The sequence below is a fragment of the Rhodopseudomonas sp. genome (assembly GCF_013377015.1).
GTDB lineage: Bacteria > Pseudomonadota > Alphaproteobacteria > Rhizobiales > Xanthobacteraceae > JARJEH01.
The window spans coordinates 43992-62171 of the sequence record NZ_JACABA010000008.1 but is presented as its reverse complement, the minus strand read 5'-3'; the positions used below and the strand labels follow the sequence as shown (position 1 = coordinate 62171).

18 protein-coding genes and 1 pseudogene are annotated in these 18180 nt (G+C 63.5%); 7 read left to right on the top strand and 12 right to left on the bottom strand.

What is annotated here, in order from left to right; genetic code table 11:
* Positions 1 to 290: pseudogene (locus HXX15_RS22435) on the bottom strand (hypothetical protein); the annotation flags it as partial.
* Between the two features lie 140 nt (positions 291 to 430).
* Between HXX15_RS22435 and HXX15_RS22430 the strand changes: the two are divergent.
* From HXX15_RS22430 to HXX15_RS22410, 5 genes are all read left to right on the top strand, one after another.
* A complete protein-coding gene (locus HXX15_RS22430) occupies positions 431 to 1099 on the top strand; it encodes a J domain-containing protein (protein ID WP_296519126.1) in 669 nt (222 codons plus the stop codon).
* A 152-nt stretch (positions 1100 to 1251) separates the two neighbouring features.
* Positions 1252 to 1506 (top strand): hypothetical protein, encoded by a 255-nt coding sequence (locus tag HXX15_RS22425; RefSeq protein WP_296519125.1) that lies wholly within the window; start codon positions 1252 to 1254, stop codon positions 1504 to 1506.
* Positions 1507 to 1630: 124 nt separating this feature from the next.
* Positions 1631 to 3184 (top strand): class I SAM-dependent methyltransferase, encoded by a 1554-nt coding sequence (locus HXX15_RS22420; RefSeq protein ID WP_296519124.1) that lies wholly within the window; start codon positions 1631 to 1633, stop codon positions 3182 to 3184.
* Between the two features lie 28 nt (positions 3185 to 3212).
* The gene (locus HXX15_RS22415) at positions 3213 to 3644 is read left to right on the top strand and encodes a hypothetical protein (protein WP_296519123.1); all 432 of its coding nucleotides are present in this window, start codon (positions 3213 to 3215) and stop codon (positions 3642 to 3644) included.
* A gap of 330 nt (positions 3645 to 3974) precedes the next feature.
* Complete coding sequence (locus HXX15_RS22410) at positions 3975 to 5231, top strand: DUF4214 domain-containing protein (RefSeq protein ID WP_296519122.1); 1257 nt, start codon at positions 3975 to 3977, stop codon at positions 5229 to 5231.
* A 173-nt stretch (positions 5232 to 5404) separates the two neighbouring features.
* Here HXX15_RS22410 and HXX15_RS22405 read toward each other — a convergent pair whose 3' ends face one another.
* From HXX15_RS22405 to HXX15_RS22375, 7 genes are all read right to left on the bottom strand, one after another.
* Positions 5405 to 5851 carry a GtrA family protein gene (locus HXX15_RS22405; protein ID WP_296519121.1) on the bottom strand — a complete coding sequence of 149 codons (447 nt, stop codon included), beginning with the start codon at positions 5849 to 5851 and terminating at the stop codon, positions 5405 to 5407.
* Positions 5852 to 5990: 139 nt separating this feature from the next.
* Entirely contained in the window at positions 5991 to 6836 is an 846-nt protein-coding gene (locus HXX15_RS22400) for an ABC transporter ATP-binding protein (protein ID WP_296519120.1), read from the bottom strand.
* 246 nt (positions 6837 to 7082) lie between these two features.
* Positions 7083 to 8366: an ABC transporter substrate-binding protein gene (locus HXX15_RS22395; RefSeq protein WP_296519119.1), complete on the bottom strand. Its 1284-nt coding sequence runs from the start codon at positions 8364 to 8366 to the stop codon at positions 7083 to 7085.
* 57 nt (positions 8367 to 8423) lie between these two features.
* Positions 8424 to 9497 carry a branched-chain amino acid ABC transporter permease gene (locus tag HXX15_RS22390; protein ID WP_296519118.1) on the bottom strand — a complete coding sequence of 358 codons (1074 nt, stop codon included), beginning with the start codon at positions 9495 to 9497 and terminating at the stop codon, positions 8424 to 8426.
* Between the two features lie 3 nt (positions 9498 to 9500).
* Positions 9501 to 10394, bottom strand: coding sequence for a branched-chain amino acid ABC transporter permease (locus HXX15_RS22385; RefSeq protein ID WP_296519116.1), 894 nt, complete (start codon positions 10392 to 10394; stop codon positions 9501 to 9503).
* Positions 10395 to 10545: 151 nt separating this feature from the next.
* Positions 10546 to 12477, bottom strand: coding sequence for a long-chain fatty acid--CoA ligase (locus tag HXX15_RS22380; protein WP_296519115.1), 1932 nt, complete (start codon positions 12475 to 12477; stop codon positions 10546 to 10548).
* Positions 12474 to 13304 carry an ABC transporter ATP-binding protein gene (locus HXX15_RS22375; protein WP_296519113.1) on the bottom strand — a complete coding sequence of 277 codons (831 nt, stop codon included), beginning with the start codon at positions 13302 to 13304 and terminating at the stop codon, positions 12474 to 12476. Before HXX15_RS22375 ends, HXX15_RS22380 begins: the two co-directional genes overlap by 4 nt.
* A gap of 292 nt (positions 13305 to 13596) precedes the next feature.
* Here HXX15_RS22375 and HXX15_RS22370 point away from each other — a divergent pair, with 292 nt between their 5' ends.
* Both HXX15_RS22370 and HXX15_RS22365 read left to right on the top strand, forming a co-directional pair.
* Positions 13597 to 13887 carry a type II toxin-antitoxin system prevent-host-death family antitoxin gene (locus tag HXX15_RS22370; RefSeq protein ID WP_296519112.1) on the top strand — a complete coding sequence of 97 codons (291 nt, stop codon included), beginning with the start codon at positions 13597 to 13599 and terminating at the stop codon, positions 13885 to 13887.
* On the top strand, positions 13884 to 14276 hold the full coding sequence (locus tag HXX15_RS22365; protein ID WP_296519110.1) for a PIN domain-containing protein: 393 nt from the start codon (positions 13884 to 13886) through the stop codon (positions 14274 to 14276). The genes HXX15_RS22370 and HXX15_RS22365 overlap by 4 nt, the downstream gene beginning before the upstream one ends.
* 31 nt (positions 14277 to 14307) lie before the next feature.
* Here HXX15_RS22365 and HXX15_RS22360 read toward each other — a convergent pair whose 3' ends face one another.
* The 4 genes from HXX15_RS22360 to HXX15_RS22345 are packed head-to-tail and all read right to left on the bottom strand — an operon-like array spanning position 14308 to position 17994.
* The gene (locus tag HXX15_RS22360) at positions 14308 to 15003 is read right to left on the bottom strand and encodes an ABC transporter ATP-binding protein (protein ID WP_296519108.1); all 696 of its coding nucleotides are present in this window, start codon (positions 15001 to 15003) and stop codon (positions 14308 to 14310) included.
* Positions 15003 to 15752 (bottom strand): ABC transporter ATP-binding protein, encoded by a 750-nt coding sequence (locus HXX15_RS22355; RefSeq protein WP_296519106.1) that lies wholly within the window; start codon positions 15750 to 15752, stop codon positions 15003 to 15005. The genes HXX15_RS22360 and HXX15_RS22355 overlap by 1 nt, the downstream gene beginning before the upstream one ends.
* Positions 15749 to 17050 (bottom strand): branched-chain amino acid ABC transporter permease, encoded by a 1302-nt coding sequence (locus tag HXX15_RS22350; RefSeq protein WP_296519104.1) that lies wholly within the window; start codon positions 17048 to 17050, stop codon positions 15749 to 15751. The genes HXX15_RS22355 and HXX15_RS22350 overlap by 4 nt, the downstream gene beginning before the upstream one ends.
* A complete protein-coding gene (locus HXX15_RS22345; protein WP_296519102.1) occupies positions 17047 to 17994 on the bottom strand; it encodes a branched-chain amino acid ABC transporter permease in 948 nt (315 codons plus the stop codon). The genes HXX15_RS22350 and HXX15_RS22345 overlap by 4 nt, the downstream gene beginning before the upstream one ends.
* Positions 17995 to 18180 lie beyond the last annotated feature (186 nt).

Here is an 18180-nt window from a genome sequence, read left to right as displayed (position 1 = left end):
GCGGCGGCCGCTGCGGCTGCCGCAGCGGCTGATGCCGCTGCGGCTGCGGCCGCGGCCGCGTCGGGCCCGGCGGCGGGCGAGCCGATCGGGGTCTGCGCGGGTTCCGCACTACCGAAATTGCCCGAGGCCCCGGCAGCATTTGCCGGCGCCTCCTTGTCGACGGCGGTCGCCGAATCCAGCATGCCTAGGAAACCACCGAGGTCCGCCGCCCCGCTGCGATCGCCCAACGCCCGTTGCAACGCCGGATTTAGTTCTCTCTGGCTACTCGCACTCAAATCGATCATGGACATGACGAATCTCCTTCATTGTCGCTGGAGTCGACAACGCAAGATCGGTGCCAAGGCCGGCGGCGCCGGGCTTTTGGTGTTCGCGCATGATCTTTTGCGAACGTCGGGATCCACTTTTCGGGGCCATGCTCTAATGTGGCCGGATGAAGAATCTCTACGAAGTGCTCGGCATCGCGCCCGACGCCAGCAGCGACGACATTCGCGCCGCCTATCGCAACAAGGTCAAGGATGTTCATCCCGACGCCGGCGGCTCCAACGAGGCGTTCAGCGAAGTGGCGATCGCCTATGAGGTGTTGATCGACCCGCTGCGCCGCAAGAACTACGACGAGTCCGGCAGCATCCTGAATCAGGACAAGGCGATCGCCGCCGGCGCCCGGATCATCGTCGAGGGGCTGGTCGACCAGCTGCTCGGGCAGGACGACGCGAAATATCTCGATATCGTCGACGTGTTGTGCCGGGAGATCGCGCGTGCGCTCGCCGCCAAGATGGTGACGATCGGCCGGATGGACCAGCGCCGGCGCAACCTGGTCGATCTGCGCGGCCGGTTTCGGGCGAAAGCGCCGGACGAGAGCTTTCTGGACCAGCTGATGGCGAAGAAGATCGAGGCGCTCGACAACTCCATCGCCTCGGAGCGGTTGTCGATCGCTCAGCTCAACGCCGCCTCGGCCTTGCTGCAACGCTATGAGTTCATCCGGGAACACCGAGAGACCCCGGGCGCCGGCCGTCGACAGGGGACGCCGGGGCCCGAACCGGCCGAGCCGCTGATCGATTTTTCCGGGCTTTGGTCCGAGGGCAAGCGGGGCGAGCGATAGCAGCCGTCAGCCTGCAGGTCGGCGCCACAACCACGGTTGCGTGAAGCATGGTTGTGCCGTTCGGGAACCATTGCGCGACGCCGCGAAACCTTGCAAGGAAGCCCGAGCTCAAGAAATTATCGCTCCCTCCACCGATCAGGAAAGGACCGCAGATGAGATGCATCGCCATCGCGATCTTGCTCAGTCTATCGACCACCGCGGCAACGGCGCAGATCTCGGCCTGCCGGGCCGTCAAGCAAGGCGAGGCACGGCTGGACTGCTATGACAAACTGTTTCCCCCGCCCAAGGTATCGGCCGACGGCAAGCCGGTGAAGTCCACCAGCTACGACGAGGAAAGCCTGAAGGAAGAAGCCAGGATGAAGAAGCTGCTGCGGCCGATCTGCAAGGACTGCGCACCCGGCCGGTGACCGCCCCCGGTGGCGATCAGACCTTTGTCTCGCCGCCTCGGGAGGGCGTTGCCACCGATGCCCGGGACGGCGTAAAACCGCGTCGGTCACGGTCGCCGCCGGGGCCGTAGCGACGGGAGCAGTGATGAGCGAGTGGACGTCCGGCTATGTGTCCGAGGTCGATTACACCCATGGTTATTACCGCGAGCTCAGTCCGCCGCTGTTGTCGCTGGCGCTGCTGAATCGCGGCGTCAATGCCGGGCCGAGCCGGCCGCTGCGCTATCTTGAACTTGGTTTCGGCCAGGGCCTGTCGCTGAACATCCACGCCGCCGCCTGCCCGGGCGAGTTCTGGGGCACCGACTTCAATCCCGGCCAGGCCGCCAACGCCAAGGAGATGGCGGAAGCCTCCGGCTCCGGCGCCCGGATCTTCGATCTGTCGTTCGAGGAACTGGCGGCGCGCGACGATCTGCCGGAATTCGACGTGATCGCGCTGCACGGCATCTGGTCGTGGATTTCCGATCAGAACCGAAAGGTGATCGTCGATCTGGCGAGGCGCAAGCTCGCGGTCGGCGGCGTGCTCTATATCAGCTACAATTGCACGCCCGGCTGGTCGCCGGCGATGCCGCTGCGGCACCTGATGACGCTGCAGGCCGAATTGGCCGGTTCCGATGCGCTCGGCATGACCGGCAAGATCGACGCCGCGCTGAACTTCACCCAGAAGGTCATCGATTCCGGCGCGCTGTACTTCCGGGCCAATCCCGCGGTCGCTGAGCGGCTGAAGAAGATCAAGGATCAGAACCGGCAATATCTCGCGCATGAATATTTCAATCGCGACTGGCTGCCGATGCCGTTCTCGCAGGTGGCGGAATATCTGGGCGGCGCCAAGCTGACCTTCGCGGCTTCCGCAAGCCTGCTCGACCAGGTCGACGAGGTCTGCCTCACCGCCGAGGGACGCCAGCTGCTCGGCGAAATCGGCCACCCCTTGTTGCGCGAATCTGTGCGTGACTATTTCGTCAGCCAGCAGTTCCGCAAGGATATCTTCTTCAAGGGACCGCGGCCGCTGTCGGTGCTGGAACGGTTCGACCGGGTCCGCAATCTCGGCTTCATCCTGGTGACGCCGGCGGCGGCCGTGCCGATGAAGCTGGCGGGGCCGATCGGCGAGGTGACGCTGCAGGAGCCGGTGTACAAGCCGCTGCTGGAGATCATGGCCGAGAACGGCTATGCGCCAAAAACCGTCAAGCAGATCCTGGCACATCCGCTGTGGAACCAGCAGCCGCTGCCGATGCTGGTGCAGTCGCTGGTGGTGCTGACCGGCGCCGGTCATCTCTACCCGGTGCAGGAACCCGAACTGGTCAAGGCGGCGCAGCCGCGCTGCCGCAAGCTCAACAGCTATCTGTGCAAGCGCGCCCGCGACAGCAACGAGATCGCGTTCCTGGCCTCGCCGGTGACGGGCGGCGGCATCCCGGTCGCCCGTTTCGCGCAACTTTTCCTGCTGGCGCGCCACTCCGGCAAGAAACAGCTTGGAGATTGGGTGACGTTCGCCTGGGAGCTGCTCAGCAGCCAGGGCCAGCGGCTGTTGAAGGACGGCAAGGCGATCGAGTCCGCGGAGGAAAATATCGCGGAGCTCACCGCGCAGGCGAAGGTTTTCTCCGACACCCACTTGCCGATCCTGAAGGCGCTCGGGATCGCCCACGACTAGCCCGGCTTGCCGGGCAGAGGAGCCGCGAATGGCGAGGCTGACCATTTGGATCGCAGCTTTGAGCCTGCTGCCCGCGGCGGGCTGGGCGCAATCGACAACGAGTAGCAACTACGCTGCGTTCGAGGCGATCGGCGAGCAGCCGGTGCAGCTCGGCTACTATGCCTCCGCCAAGAAGGATTGCAGCGGCGCCCCGCTGCCGACCGTGCAGGTGCTGACCCCGCCGGCCGCCGGCATGCTCACGGTGCGAAGGGCTGAGCTGAAAACCAACAAGATCAAGGGTTGTCCGGATCTGACGATTCCGGCGCAGGTCGTTTTTTACCAGGCGCGCAGCGGTAGCAGCGGTACCGATCACGTGGTTTATGGCGTAACCACCGTGAACGGCGAGGTCGCCACCTATGATGTCACCATCACCATTAAGTCGGCACCCGTACAGAAGCCGTCGGGCGGATCGCCGATCTGAGCGAGTCTCGCGACGTGCTGCCATCCCGCGACGGCATGGCCTCGTCAATTCGATTCAGACTTGCAACCGACTCTCATGTGACAGATCATATCTGCAGCACGCGGTGCTGATCGTTGCAGAGCTGCGCGGTCAGGCAACGCGATAACATTATTCAACTTCATCGCAGGTCCGATCATCGACTTTCGAGATTCTCGCAAGCGCATCATTGTTGCCAATTGTTTCTTGCGAACGGTCTGTGTTTCTGATGATATCGCCGCGTCTTTCTACCGAGTGTATTCGCCCATCCGATGTGGGGGGTGGGTAATCGTGTGATAGCAAGCGAGGTTTGCCATGAGCGACTACGTGTTGAGTGGGCAAAGTTGGCAAAGCGGGACAGTATCTTGGTATTTCTCCGGACCGAGTGGCTACCTCACTGAAATTGCCGAAGCCTTCGCCCGCTGGGATTCGGTTCTCAGTCTGGACTTTGTGCAGGCATCGAGCACCGCCGCCGACATCGATCTGTCCTTTGGCTATATCGATGGCGCCTACAACACGCTAGGCGTCTGCAATTCGGTGTGGAGTGGCAATTATTATACCGGCAATACCACGATCACATTCGACACATCCGAGAATTGGGTGTGGTCACCCTCGGCGGGCAGCTATGTATTGTCGAACGGGGTCACGTTCTATTCCGTTGCTCTCCACGAAATCGGACATGCTGTCGGGCTGAGTCACACGACGAACCCGTCGACCCTGATGTATCCCATTGCGTCTCCGACGGTGTTGGACCTGACCTCCTGGGATATCTATGGCGCCCGCTTGATCTATGGCCCCGAAACGAGCGTCGATGACTATGCCGCCAACACCGGCACAGTTGGTCGGGTTACCGTAGGCGGCTCTGCCACGGGCACGATCGAAACCGCCGGCGACAATGATTGGTTTCGCGTCAACCTGACGGCGGGGACCACCTATACGATTAATCTGCAGGGCAACGCGTCGGGGCACGGCACGCTGGCCGATCCGTATTTGACGCTCTACAATTCATCCGGCCAGGCAATTGCAAGTGACGATGATAGCGGCACCGGATATGATTCGCTGCTGACCTTCACCCCGACCGCCAGCGGCAGCTATTATGTTGGCGCCAGCGCTTATTCCTCGGGAACCGGGACCTACAGCGTCAGCGTCAGCGGAGCCGGCGCGACCGTCATCCGCACCGATATCGCCGGCGTGGCCGGGCAGTGCTACCGGCTTTACGAAGCCGCCTTCGATCGGATTCCGGATCGGCCTGGATTGAGTTCCAACGTCAATTTGATGGACCATGGGCTGACGCTTCATCAAATGAGCGCCGCGTTTGTGGTGTCGGCGGAGTTTGTCCAACTCTACGGATCGAACATCACCAACCAGCAATTTGTAACGGCGCTATACCAGAATGTCCTTGCACGCGCGCCCGATGCGAATGGGCTCGCTGGTTGGCTGGCCGCATTGAACAATCATATTCAAGATCGGGCCGATGTTTTGATCGGATTTTCAGAAAGCATCGAGAATCACAACACGGTCGACCCGACCATCATTCAAGGAATCGTGTTGGATCCGTCCTACCTAAATTAGCATCATAGGGAGGCCTTCAGGACGCCAACCTCGGCGCCATGGATCAATCCTATTGAGCGCTTCTCCGCGCTGCTGACCGGGCGTGTCCTGAAACGAGATTTTCCGCTCGGTCGCCAAACTCAAAAAAGGCGATCAAGGCTTGTATCCAACGCTTCTTTCTTCGAATACTAGCCTTACTGCCGTTCCGCGACCGGCAGCTTCCGCCGAAACACCACCAAGTGCGACATCGCGAAATTGACCACGAACGAGACCAGGATCGCGATCAGTTTGGCGCCGAACACCGGCATGAAGTTCGACAATACGACAAGCGTCGTGGTGTTGGCGATCACGCCGAGGATGCCGGAGGCGACGAAGCTGAGATAATCCTTGCGTGTCAGCACACGCCCGGACTCGGCGTGGAAGGTGATCATCGTGTTCATCACATAGGAACACGTCACCGCAACCAGCCAAGCCAGCACGTTGGACGGGATCAGCGGCAGCTCCAGCACCTTGTAGGCCAGGGTGAAGACACCGAGGTCGATCGCGGTGTTGCCGACGCCGATCGCCGCAAAGCTGACCATTTTCGAAGCCAATGGTCGGGATTGCGTCAGATCGAGCAGGCGGCGAAACGACAGGTTCATGCGGGTCGGCCTTGGGTCGGGATTTGGCCCGCTGGATAGCAGGATCGGCCGACCGTGTCCGGGCAAATTCAGCGGGCGCCGCCACCAAATTGCCGGTTCGTCGCGCGGAACTCAGGCCGCGGGGGCGGCGAGCCGCGCCTTACAGCCAGCGCTTGCGGCGCTTGAAGCTCTTCAGGTTCTTGAAGCTCTTGCGCTGGTCGCCGGCGCCGCCGAGGTAGAATTCCTTGACGTCCTCGTTGTCGCGCAGATCGTCAGCCGAGCCGTCCAGCACCACCTTGCCCTGTTCCATGATGTAGCCGTGGCTGGCCACCGAAAGGGCTGCGCGGGCATTCTGCTCGACCAGCAGGATGGTGACGCCGAGGTCCTGGTTGATCTGGCGGATGATCGAAAACACTTCCTTGACCAGGAGCGGCGACAGCCCCATCGACGGCTCGTCCATCAGGATCATCTTCGGCCGCGCCATCAGCGCCCGGCCGATCGCCAGCATCTGCTGCTCGCCGCCGCTCAGATAGCCGGCAAGGCCGGTGCGCTCCTTGAGCCGCGGGAAATAGCGGTAGACCATCTCGATGTCGGACGAGACCTCGCGATCGCTGCGGGTGAAGGCGCCGAGCCGCAGATTCTCCAGCGAGGTCATGTCGGAGACGATGCGGCGGCCCTCCATCACCTGGAAGATGCCACGGCGGACGATCTTGTCCGGATCGATGCCATTGATCCGTTCGCCGTCGAAGATGATGTCGCCGCGGGTGACCTCGCCGTCCTCGGTCTTCAGCAGGCCGGAGATCGCCTTCAGCGTGGTCGATTTGCCGGCGCCGTTGGCGCCGAGCAGCGCCACGATGGCGCCCTGCGGCACCTCGATCGACAGCCCGCGCAGCACCAGAATGACATCGTCATAGACCACCTCGATGTTCTTGACGCTGAGCAACGGGGCTGCGGCGGGCGCCGCATGCGCGGTAGGCGTTCGCGAAATGTCGATTGCTTCGGCCATGGTGTTCCTGGCGTTCACGAGTGTCCCAAGGTGTCGGTGAAGCAACGCGCTTCATTCTGCCTGCTGCCGTCATCACCCGCGAAAGCGGGTGACCCAGTATTCCAGAGCGCTGAAATTCGCTGGCAACGCTGCGGCGTACTGGATCCCCGCTTTCGCGGGGATAACGGCTGTGCAGATTTCGTCGGCCGGCCCTCCCCGCAAGGGGGAGGGAGGCCATTGGCGTTTCGTCAGATCACGAACCCACGATCACCAGCCGGCCCATTCCGGCTTGCGCGGCAGTTCGACGGTCTTGACCTTCTCGAGCTTGATGGTGCCCTTCTTGATCAGGTCGGCGGTGTCGCCGTCGGTCTGGCCCGAGACCTTGGAGCGATAGAGATCGACCTTCAGCGTGCCGCGGTGGTCCTTGTCGGTCCAGGTCGAGGGATTGCAGACGCCTTCCATCCCGGCCGGCACCCAGTCCTTCTTCTGATAGAAACCCTTGGCGACGTTCTCACCGGTGGCACCGCCGTTCTTGACGGCCCAGTCCAGCGCTTCCTTCATGTACATCGCCGAGCAGACCGCGGCGACGTAATGCACCGGCCGATAGGCCGTGCCGGTCGGATCGGACATCTTGGAGATTTCCTGCACGGTCTTCATGCCCGGCGCGTCGCCGCCCCACGCCACCGCGGTGCGCAGCGGGAAGATCACGCCATCGGCGGCATCGCCCGCGGTCTTCGCGGCGTTCTCGTCCATGCCCCAGACGTTGCTCATGAACTGCACGTCGACGCCGGCGGTCTTGCAGGCCTTCATCACCGAGATGTTGGAGGCTGCGGTGTTGCCGAGATAGGCGTAGTTCGCGCCGGCACTCTTCAGGCTCAAGCACTGCGCGCTGTAGTCGCCCGGCGCCAGCGCGAACACCAGCGGCGGCAGCACCTCGAAGCCGAGTTCGGCGGCGATCGCTTCGCCGGCGGCCTTGGGCGCGTTCGGATAGGGATGGTTGGCGCCCATATGGACGAATTTCGGCTTGCCGGGCTTGCCCTTGGCCTTCCAGTCCTCGGCGGCCCACATCAGTTCGGCGCGCACCGCGTCGGAATAAGACGGGCCATAGAAGAAGTTGTAGGGCGCGGGCTTGGCCTTGCCGCTGGTACCTTCGGGATCGGTCAGCGCCGCCGCATAGGAGCCGGACATGTCGGGGATCTTGTCCTGCGCCAGGAACCCGGTCAGCGCCTCGGTATCGGCGGTGCCCCAGCCCATGATCGCCGCGACCTTGTCGCCGCCGGACCACTTCTTGTACAGCGCGATCGCGCGAGGCACCTGGTAGCCGTAATCATTGGTGTCGATGGCGATCTGCTTGCCGCCGACGCCGCCGTTCTTGTTGATCCAGGCGAAGGTGTCGGCGACGGCCTGGCCGTAGGGGGTGCCGACGTCCGAAGTGCCGCCGGAATAATCCGCCAGATGGCCGATCGCGATCTGCGCCTGCGCACCCGCCGCCGCCGAGGCGATCAGCAGCGCCAGCGAGGCGGTGCTCAAAAGGGATTTCATCGTCTTCATTCTGTTCCTCCGGTGGTCTTTGTCGAGGTCGTGCGTCCGATCCGTCCCGTTCCGACCTCAATGCGAGAACGGGTAGAGTTTCCAGTAGGTCTTGATCTGCCGCCAGCGATGCGCCAGCCCGTCCGGCTCGAAGATCAGGAACGCGATGATGATCAGTCCGATCGCGATCTCGCGCAGGAAGGTCAGGTTGTTGTTGAGCGACAGCGCGCGGTCGATCGCGCTGCCCTTCAGCCCGGCGCTGATCCATTCCATGGTTTCCGGCAGCAGCACCACGAAGGCGGTGCCCATCAGCGTGCCCATGATCGAGCCGGTGCCGCCGATGATGATCATGGCGAGAAAGATGATCGAGCGTTCGATGCCGAAGCCTTCGTTCGACACCACCAGCTGGTAATGTGCGTAGAGCGCGCCGGCGAGGCCGGCATAGAACGCTGCAAGCCCGAACGACAGCGTCCGGTATTTGGTGAGGTTGATGCCCATGATCTCGGCGGACAGATAGTGGTCGCGCACCGCCACCAGCGCGCGGCCGTCGCGGGTCCGCATCAGATTGGTCACCAGCAGGTAGCTGACCAGCAGATAGGCCAGCACGACGTAGAAATATTGCCGGTCGCCGCGCAGCACGTAGCCGAAGATCGAGAACGGGTTGGCCATCGCCGGCACCGAGCCGCCGGTGAACCATTCGGCGCGGGAGAAGAAGTCGAGCAGGATATATTGCGCCGCCAGCGTGGCGATCACCAGATACAGTCCCTTCAGCCGCGCCGCCGGCAGGCCGAACACCAGCCCGACTAGCGCGGTCAGCAGTCCGGAAAGCGGAATCGCGAAGAACACCGGGATCGGCAGGGTGTTGGAGATGTAGGCCGAGGTGAAGGCGCCAAGCAGGAAGAACGCGGCGTGGCCGATCGAGATCTGGCCGGTGAAGCCGACCAGGATGTTGAGGCCCAGCGCCGCGATGCCGAAGATGCCAATCTGGATCAGGATGCTGAGCCAGTAGGCGCTCAGCACCATCGGGGCGAAACAGATCAGGATCAGGCCGACGATCGCGGCGTTGCGGCTGGTCCGGGTCGGGAAGATCGTGGTGTCGGCGGCGTAGGTGGTGCGGAAATCGCCGGCGGGGATCAGGGAGGGGCTTGCCATGGGTCAGATCCGCTCGATGTCTTTGGTGCCGAACAGCCCGTAGGGTTTGATCATCAGGATGATGATCAGCACGTAGAACGGCGCGATCTCGTAGAGATTGCCCCAGTGCAGATATTCGCTGTCGACATATTGGGCGACGTTCTCCAACAGCCCGATGATGATGCCGCCGAGCACCGCGCCGCCGATCGAATCCAGCCCGCCGAGGATCGCCGCCGGAAAAACCTTGATGCCGTAGGCCGACAGCCCCGACGAAACGCCGTTGACCACGGCGACGACGACGCCGGCGACCGCCGACACCGTGGCGGAGATCGCCCAGGCCATCGCGAACACGCTCTTCACCGAAATGCCGAGCGACTGCGCTACTTGCTGGTTGAACGCGGTGGCGCGCATCGCCAGACCATATTTCGAGACCCGGAAGAACCACGCCATCCCGATCATCATCGCCACCGAGACCACCAGGCTCATCACATAGACGGTCTGGATCTGCAGCCCGGCGAAACTCACCGACTGGCTCTCGAACACCCGCGGAAACGGCTGCGGGCTGACGCCGTAGATCCATTTCAGCGCTGCCTGCAGCACGGTGGACAGCGCGATCGTCACCATGATCACCGAGATGATCGGTTCGCCGATCATCGGCCGTAGGAACACGATCTGGATGACGATACCGAACGCGAACATGAACACCAGCGTCAGCGGCATGCCGAGATAGAACGGCACCTGGTATTTAGCCAGCAGCGTCCAGCACACCCAGGCGCCGACCAAGAGCAACTCGCCCTGCGCGAAATTCACCACCTGGGTGGCCTTGTAGATCAGCACGAAACTCATCGCCACCACGCCATACAGCGTGCCGACCACGAGGCCGTTGACGAGAAGCTGGATCAGAAGCTGGGAATTCATGCGGATGCGTTTCCGGCGTCGTTGCATTTCGTGAAAGCTGAAAGCCTTTCCGCGTCATGCCCGGGCTTGTCCCGGGCATCCAGGTCTTGGCAGCACGGGACGGCGTGGACGGCCGGGTCAAGCCCGGCCATGACGGTGGAGAGGTTTCCGTTCATTCCGCGGCCTCCGCGAGCACCTGATCGCGGGCGAGGTCGACGACCTGGAGCGTGGTGCGGATCCGCTGGGTGGTACCGTCCTGGAACTTGATTACGGTATCGACCGGGATATCGCGCGCGCCGCCATAGATGTCGTCGATGATGGTGCCGTATTTCTCGTTGATGACGCTGCGGCGGACTTTTCGGGTCCGGGTCAATTCGCCGTCGTCAGCGTCGAGCTCCTTGTACAGCAGCAGGAATTTGGCGATCCGCTGCGCCGGCGGCAGCGTGGCGTTGACCGCCTCGACCTCCTTGCGCAGCAGCGCGTAGACCTCGGGACGCGAGGCGAGGTCGGTATAGGTGGTGAAGGATATCCGCTTCTTCTCCGCCCATTTCGAGATGATCGAGAACCGGATGCAGATCATCGCCGCCAGCACGTCGCGGCCGGCGCCGAGCACCACGGTCTCGGCGACGTAGGGCGAGAATTTCAGTTTGTTCTCGATATATTGCGGCGAGAACCGCTCGCCATGCGAGGTCTCGGCCAGGTCCTTGATGCGGTCGATCACCACCAGCTGCTTGGCGTCGTTGAAATAACCGGCGTCGCCGGAATGCAGCCAGCCGTCCTGCATGTCGGCGGCGGAGGCTTCCGGATTCTTGTAGTAGCCGACGAACATGTTGGGGTGCCGCACCACGATCTCGCCGACGCCATGGATGTCGGGATGATCGATGCGGATGTCGATGTCGCCGGAGAGCGCCACGCCGGTGGTGTCGGGGTCGACGGCGTCTTCGCGGTGAAGCGTATAGGCGCCGAGCGTCTCGGTCTGGCCGTACAGCGTCCGTAACGGCACGCCCATCGCGCGAAAGAATTTGAAGGTGTCGGGACCCAGCGCCGAGCCGCCGGTGGCGGCCGACCGCAGCCGGGTGAAGCCGAGCCGGTCGCGCAGCGCCCGGAACAGCACAGCGTCGGCAAAGCCGGAATGCCGGCCCTGCGCCAGCGCCGCCAGCCCGGTCTTCATGCCGATGCCGTAGAGGCCCTGTTTGAGCGGCGATGCATCCATTACCCGGGCTCGGACGTCGGCGGCGATGCCCTCCCACACCCGGGGCGCGAACAGCACGAAGGTCGGTGCGATCTCGCGGAAGTCGTTCATCATGGTGTCGGGCTGCTCGACGAAGTTGACCTTCATCCGGCAGATCAGGTTCTGCGCCAGCGCGTAGAGCTGCTCCATCACCCATGGCAGCGGCAGCACCGAGACGTACTCATCCTCGGGCCCTCTTGGGTCGAAGGCGAGGTAAGCGGCGCAATGGCGCAGCAGCCGGCCCGCCGGGACCATGGCCAGCTTTGGATGCGAGGTGGTGCCGGAGGTGGTGCCGAGGATCGCCACGTCCTCGCCCTTGGTGGCGTCGACCAGTTGGTCGTACAAAGCGGGTTCGCGCGCGGCGCGGTCGCGGCCCATCGCGGCGAGCTTGTCGGCTTCCAGCAGCCGCGGGTCGTCGTATTTGCGCATACCGCGCGGGTCGGAATAGACGATGTGTTGCAGGTTTGGCACCCGTTCGGCCAGCGCCAGCAGCTTGTCGACCTGCTCCTCGTCCTCGGCGAACACCAGCCGCGCTTCGCCGTAGGTCAGCAGGTAGGCGGCTTCCTCGTCGAGCACGTCACGATACAGCCCGAGGCTCATCGCGCCGATGGTGTGGCTGGCGATTTCGGCCGCGACCCAGTCCGGGCGGTTGTCGCCGATGATGCCGATGACGTCGCCGCGCGTGAGGCCGAGTTCGAGCAGGCCGAGCGCGAAGTCATGCACCCGGCGCTGGTAGTCGCTCCAGCTGAACACTCGCCACAGCCCGAGATCCTTCTCGCGCAGCGCGATCTCGCTGCCATGTTCGCGGGCGTTGAGACGCAGCAGCTTCGGAAAGGTATCGGCCTGCGCCACCCGGCCCGCATAGTCGATCATGCCGCGCACTCCGGAGCTGTCGGATGATCCGGCGCGTCGTCGGGATCGACCAGGATTTCGTCTTCCTCGCCCAGATAGGCTTTCTTGACATGCGGATCGGCCAGCACCGCGCCGGGATCGCCCTCGGCGATCTTGCGGCCGAAATCCAGCACCATGACGCGGTGGGAGATGTCCATCACCACGCCCATGTCGTGCTCGATCATCATCACCGTCATGCCGTATTCTTCGTTGAGGTCGACGATGTAGCGCGCCATATCCTCCTTTTCCTCGAAGTTCATCCCCGCCATCGGCTCGTCGAGCAGGATCAGGCTCGGTTCCAGCGCCATCGCGCGGGCCAGTTCGACGCGCTTGCGCAAACCGTAGGGCAGGGTGCCGGCGGTGGCCTTGCGCACGCTCTGCAGGTCGAGAAAGTCGATGATCTCCTCGACCTTGTGGCGATGCTCGAGTTCTTCCTTGCGGGCGCCGGTGAACCAGTACAGCGAGCCGGTGATGAAATTGTTTTTCAGCAGATGGTGTCGCCCGACCATGATGTTGTCGAGCACGCTCATGTGGTGGAACAGCGCCAGGTTCTGGAAGGTGCGGCCGATGCCGAGCCCGGCGCGAGCGTTGGGTTTCAGCGCGGTGATGTCACGGCCGCGCCAGAACAGCTGGCCCTCGGTCGGGGTATAGCGGCCGGAGATGCAGTTGACGATCGAGGTCTTGCCCGCGCCGTTCGGTCCGATGATGGAAAACAGCTCGCCATCATTGACGGCGAAGCTGACCTCGCTCAGCGCGCGCACGCCGCCGAAGCGTAAGGACACGTCGCGCACTTCCAATGCGTGTTCCAAACCTTTCCTCCCTCGAGCCTGGTTCGGCGATGGATCCGGCCTGCGGTCCCATTCTGCTTGCCGTCCAAGCGTTTTCGACGCTTTGCATCAGCGGTTTATCCGCTTGTCCGAACTTACACCAGCGGGATGGTCGGCCATATTCGACTAAGGAGGTTCTGGATCACTTGGATACTGCCGGGCCAACCGGGATGGCGGGCTCGCCATAGGGGTGTGGACGGCCATTGCCAAACATTTTTGACAAAGTAGCCTCTGGTAGCTACAATTTATCAATGCGCTCCGTGGGTCTTTCGCAATGCGGTCCGTCGGTCTCAAGACACTCAAGAACAGATTGAGCGAATACGTCCGGATCGCCGCCAGTGGCGAGACCGTTCTGGTCACCGATCGGGACCGTGTCGTGGCTGAAATGGGTCCGCCCAGCCCAACCCGAAGTTCGATTCTGTCGGACGCGCTGTTGCTGGATGCCGTCCGCCAGGGCTGGCTAACGCCGCCGGTCTCGGTCGGGCGCGGGCCACCGGCCCGCCAACCGGTGATGACGATCGCCACTCTCTTGAATGATCTTCAGAACGATCGAGCAGACCGGTGATCTATCTCGATAGCTCTGTCGCGCTCGCATATCTGCTGGCAGAAGATCGATCTCCGCCCGATGAGCTCTGGGACGAGCAACTGGTGTCCAGTCGGCTGCTTGAATGCGAGGTTTGGAATCGGATCAATGCGCAGCAGCTTCACGATTCGCATGGCGATGCGGTGCGGAATTTGATCGGTCGCGTGGCCATGATCGAAATGGTGGGACCTGTGCTGACGCGCTCGTTGCAGGCCTTTCCAGTTCCGGTCCGGACGCTGGATGCCATTCATCTTGGAGCTATGGAGTTCATCCGCGCTCAAAAGCAGCTGGTGCAACTGGCCAGCTACGATCAGCGGCTCATTGCGGCAGCGCGCCTGCTCGGAATTTCCGAATGGAACGCGAGCCGGTAAGCGGTCGGCCCGAGGCCTAGGTGGTATTGCCTCAGACCTCGAGCCATTCCTTGCGGATGGCGTCATTGGCCTTGAGTTCCTCGGGGGTGCCTTCGAACACGATCTTGCCGTGGCCCATCACATAGACCCGGTGCGAGATCCGCAGCGCGATCGAGAGCTTCTGCTCCACCAGCAGGATCGCGACGCCGCGGCGGGCGATCTCGGCGATCAGGTCGCCGACCTGCTGGACGATGATCGGGGCGAGGCCCTCGGTCGGCTCGTCGATCATCACCAGTTCGGGATCGCCCATCAGGGTGCGGCAGATCGTCAGCATCTGCTTCTCGCCGCCGGACAGCACGCCGGCGGCGGTGTCGGCGCGTTCCTTGAGGTTGCTGAACATCTCCAGCATGTCGTCGAGCCGCCACTTGCCGGGGTTCTTCGGGTCCTTGACGCCGAGCATCAGGTTCTGCCGCACCGTGAGGCCCGGGAAGATGTCGCGATGCTCGGGCACATAGCCGAGCCCGAGATGCGCGATCTTGTAGCTCGGCAATCCGGCGATGTTGGCGCCCTTGAAGCTGATTGTGCCGTGCGGCGGCACCTCGCCCATGATCGCCTTCACGGTGGTGGAGCGGCCGACGCCGTTGCGGCCCAACAGGCTGACCACTTCGCCGGCGTCGATATGCATGTCGACGCCCTGCAGGATGTGGCTCTTGCCGTAATAGGCGTGCAGGTCTTTGACCTCGAGCATCACGCCGCCTCCTCGCCGAGATAGGCTTCCTTGACCTTCGGATTGCCGCGGATTTCCTCCGGGGTGCCAGAGGCGATGATCTGGCCGTAGACCAGCACCGAGATCCGGTCAGCGAGGCCGAACACCACGCTCATGTCGTGCTCGACGATCAGCAGCGTGCGGCCCTCGGTGAGGCGGCGGATCAATTCCACCGCGCGCTCGGTCTCGGCATGGCTCATGCCGGCGGTCGGCTCGTCGAGCAGGATCACATCGGCGCCGCCCGCGATGGTGATGCCGATCTCCAGCGCGCGCTGTTCGGCATAGGTCAGGAGGCCGGCCGGAACGTCGCGGCGGCCGACCAGGTGGATGTCCTGCAGGATTTCCGCGGTGCGCTGGCGCACCTCGGGCAGCTTGTCGACATTCTTCCAGAACGCGTAGCGGTGCCCGGTCGCCCACAGCACGGCGCAGCGCAGATTTTCCCACACCGTCATGTTGGCGAACACATTGGTGACCTGGAAGCTGCGCGACAGCCCGCGGCGGTTGATCTGGTACGGCCGCAATCCCGAGATGGTCTGGTCGCGCAGCAGGATGCTGCCGGCGCTCGGCGTCATGTAACCCGAGATCAGGTTGAACAGCGTCGACTTGCCGGCGCCGTTCGGGCCGATCAAGGCGTGGCGCTCACCCTGGGCGACCGTGAGGCTGACGTTCTGGATCACCTTGGTGACGCCAAAGCTCTTTTCGACGCCGCGGAGTTCGATGGCGGTGCTCATGTGGCGTGCACCTTGGCGCGGGCGGCGGTCAGCGTTTCGTCCCAGACATGGGCGGTCCGGCGCCAGCTGATCCGGGCCAGCGCGAAGCCGCCCACGATCAGCGCCGCGGCCACCAGCCAGGTGATCGAACTGGCGGCATTGAACGGAATGCCGAACGCCTTGACGTGGGGATCCTCGCCGGGATTGACGGTGTAGTGCACGGTGGTCTCGATCGCCAGCATCAGCCCGGTGATCAGCGCCAGCGTCGGCAGGAGGGCGATCAGATAGCTCGGCAGCATCCGCGTCAGCATGCCGGCCTTGATCAGCGGCCGGTGCATCATCAATAGGCCGGTGATGCCGCCGGGCGCGAACATCACCACCGCTATGAAGAACAGGCCGAAATACAATTGCCATACCGTGGTGAGGTCGCTGAGGCCGAGCGACAGCACGGTGACGAAGATCGCGCCGACGATCGGGCCGATGAAGAAGCCGATGCCGCCGATATAGGCGGCGAACAGCACGGTGCCGGACTGCACCGCGCCGAGATAGGCGGAGTTGGCGATCTCGAAATTGATCGCGGCGAGCGAGCCGGCGATGCCGGCGAAGAAGCCGGCGAAGCAGAATGCCAGATAGCGGACCACGTGCGGGTCGTAGCCGACGAACTGCACCCGCTCCGGATTGTCGCGCACCGCGTTGCACATCCGGCCGAGCGGGGTCCGGGTCAGCGCGTACATCGCGATCACCGCGATCAGCGTCCAGGCCGCGACCAGGTAATAGATCTGGATCTGCGGCCCGAAATTGAAGCCGAAGACCTTCAGCAGCTTGGTGCGGTTGGCGGAGACCCCGGCCTCGCCGCCGAAGAAGGTGCGCAGGATCAAGGCCGAGGAGGCGACCAGTTCGGCCAGCCCGAGCGAGATCATCGCGAACGCGGTGCCGCTGCGCTGGGTCGAGACCCAGCCGATCAGCGCTGCGAAGAACAGTCCGGTGACGCCGCCGATCAGCGGCACCAGCGGCAGCGGGATCGGCCATTTGTTGGCGCCGATGATGTTGATGGCGTGGATCGCCAGAAAGCCGCCGAGGCCGTAATACACCGCGTGGCCGAACGACAGCATCCCGGTCTGGCCGAGCAGGATGTTGTAGGACAAGGCAAAGATGATCGAGATGCCGATCAGGCTGAAGGTGGTGAGCGAACCGCCGGTAGCGAACAGCTTCGGCAGCAGCAACAGCACTAGCGCCACGACGACCCAGATCGCGTAGAATTTCAGTTTGTCGGCCAGTGCGGGCAGCGGCGGGGCGGCGGTCGCGGCGAGGTCTCTCATGTGTCGCGCGTCCCCAGCAGGCCCATCGGCCGGAAGATCAGAATCAGCACCAGCAGCAGATAGGGCATGATCGGTGCCACCTGCGCGATGGTGACGCTCCAGATGTCGGCGACCCAGCTCGACGCCCAGTCCGGGCCGAGCGGCCCGAAGGCGCCGGCCAGCGAGCCGTTCATCGACACCGCGAAGGTCTGCACCAGCCCGATCAGCAGCGAGGCGACGAAGGCGCCCGGCAGCGAGCCGAGCCCGCCGACCACGACCACCACGAACAGGATCGGGCCGAGCAGCCCGGCCATGTTGGATTGCGTCACCAGCGCCGGACCGGCGATCACGCCGGCGACCGCGGCGAGCGCGGTGCCGACCCCGAACACAAGCATGAAGATGCGCCCGACATTGTGGCCGAGATGGCCGACCATGTTGGGATGGGTCAGCGCCGCCTGCACGATCAGCCCGATCCTGGTCTTCTTCAGCACCAGCAACAGGCCGACGAAGATCGCGATCGACACCGCCAGCATGAACATCTTGAAAGCGGGGTAATTGGTCGAGAAGATCGTGAAGGCCGGGAAATCCAGCAGCGGCGGGACGCGGAAATCCACCGGGCTCTTGCCCCAGATGATCTGCACGATTTCCTCGATCGCGAATGCGAGCCCGAAGGTGAACAGCAGCTCGGCGACGTGGCCGTTCTTGTGCACCGGACGCAGACCGTAGCGCTCGACCGCGGCGCCGATCGCGCCGGCGAGGATCGGGGCGATCAGCAGCGCCGGCCAGAATCCGACCCAGCGGCTGATCTGGAAGCCGAAGAACGCGCCCAGCATGTAGAAGCTGGCATGTGCGAAATTCAGCACGCCGAGCATGCTGAAGATCACGGTGAGGCCGCTCGCCATCAGGAACAGCAGCATGCCGTACAGCACGCCGTTCAGGGTGGATATGACGATCAGTTCAAGCACGGAGGGGCCTGTCGGTTACGATGAGGTGGTGGCAGTAACCTCGGATTGCGAAGCAATCCGGGTGAGGGGGTGTTTCGACACAACGCAGAGTCCGCGTGATGCCGAGGCGACCCCTCACCCCGATCCTCTCCCCGCACGCGGGGAGAGGGAGAATGCCGCACGCGTTCGTCCGCTGTGCGCCTCTCG

What these genes read in the sequence shown, in the direction of transcription:
- HXX15_RS22430 (WP_296519126.1), top strand. Translation starts at nt 431, where the DNA reads ATGAAGAATCTCTACGAAGTGCTCGGCATCGCGCCCGACGCCAGCAGC.
- HXX15_RS22425 (WP_296519125.1), top strand. Translation starts at nt 1,252, where the DNA reads ATGAGATGCATCGCCATCGCGATCTTGCTCAGTCTATCGACCACCGCG.
- HXX15_RS22420 (WP_296519124.1), top strand. Translation starts at nt 1,631, where the DNA reads ATGAGCGAGTGGACGTCCGGCTATGTGTCCGAGGTCGATTACACCCAT.
- HXX15_RS22415 (WP_296519123.1), top strand. Translation starts at nt 3,213, where the DNA reads ATGGCGAGGCTGACCATTTGGATCGCAGCTTTGAGCCTGCTGCCCGCG.
- HXX15_RS22410 (WP_296519122.1), top strand. Translation starts at nt 3,975, where the DNA reads ATGAGCGACTACGTGTTGAGTGGGCAAAGTTGGCAAAGCGGGACAGTA.
- HXX15_RS22405 (WP_296519121.1), bottom strand. Translation starts at nt 5,851, where the DNA reads ATGAACCTGTCGTTTCGCCGCCTGCTCGATCTGACGCAATCCCGACCA.
- HXX15_RS22400 (WP_296519120.1), bottom strand. Translation starts at nt 6,836, where the DNA reads ATGGCCGAAGCAATCGACATTTCGCGAACGCCTACCGCGCATGCGGCG.
- HXX15_RS22395 (WP_296519119.1), bottom strand. Translation starts at nt 8,366, where the DNA reads ATGAAGACGATGAAATCCCTTTTGAGCACCGCCTCGCTGGCGCTGCTG.
- HXX15_RS22390 (WP_296519118.1), bottom strand. Translation starts at nt 9,497, where the DNA reads ATGGCAAGCCCCTCCCTGATCCCCGCCGGCGATTTCCGCACCACCTAC.
- HXX15_RS22385 (WP_296519116.1), bottom strand. Translation starts at nt 10,394, where the DNA reads ATGAATTCCCAGCTTCTGATCCAGCTTCTCGTCAACGGCCTCGTGGTC.
- HXX15_RS22380 (WP_296519115.1), bottom strand. Translation starts at nt 12,477, where the DNA reads ATGATCGACTATGCGGGCCGGGTGGCGCAGGCCGATACCTTTCCGAAG.
- HXX15_RS22370 (WP_296519112.1), top strand. Translation starts at nt 13,597, where the DNA reads ATGCGGTCCGTCGGTCTCAAGACACTCAAGAACAGATTGAGCGAATAC.
- HXX15_RS22360 (WP_296519108.1), bottom strand. Translation starts at nt 15,003, where the DNA reads ATGCTCGAGGTCAAAGACCTGCACGCCTATTACGGCAAGAGCCACATC.
- HXX15_RS22355 (WP_296519106.1), bottom strand. Translation starts at nt 15,752, where the DNA reads ATGAGCACCGCCATCGAACTCCGCGGCGTCGAAAAGAGCTTTGGCGTC.
- HXX15_RS22350 (WP_296519104.1), bottom strand. Translation starts at nt 17,050, where the DNA reads ATGAGAGACCTCGCCGCGACCGCCGCCCCGCCGCTGCCCGCACTGGCC.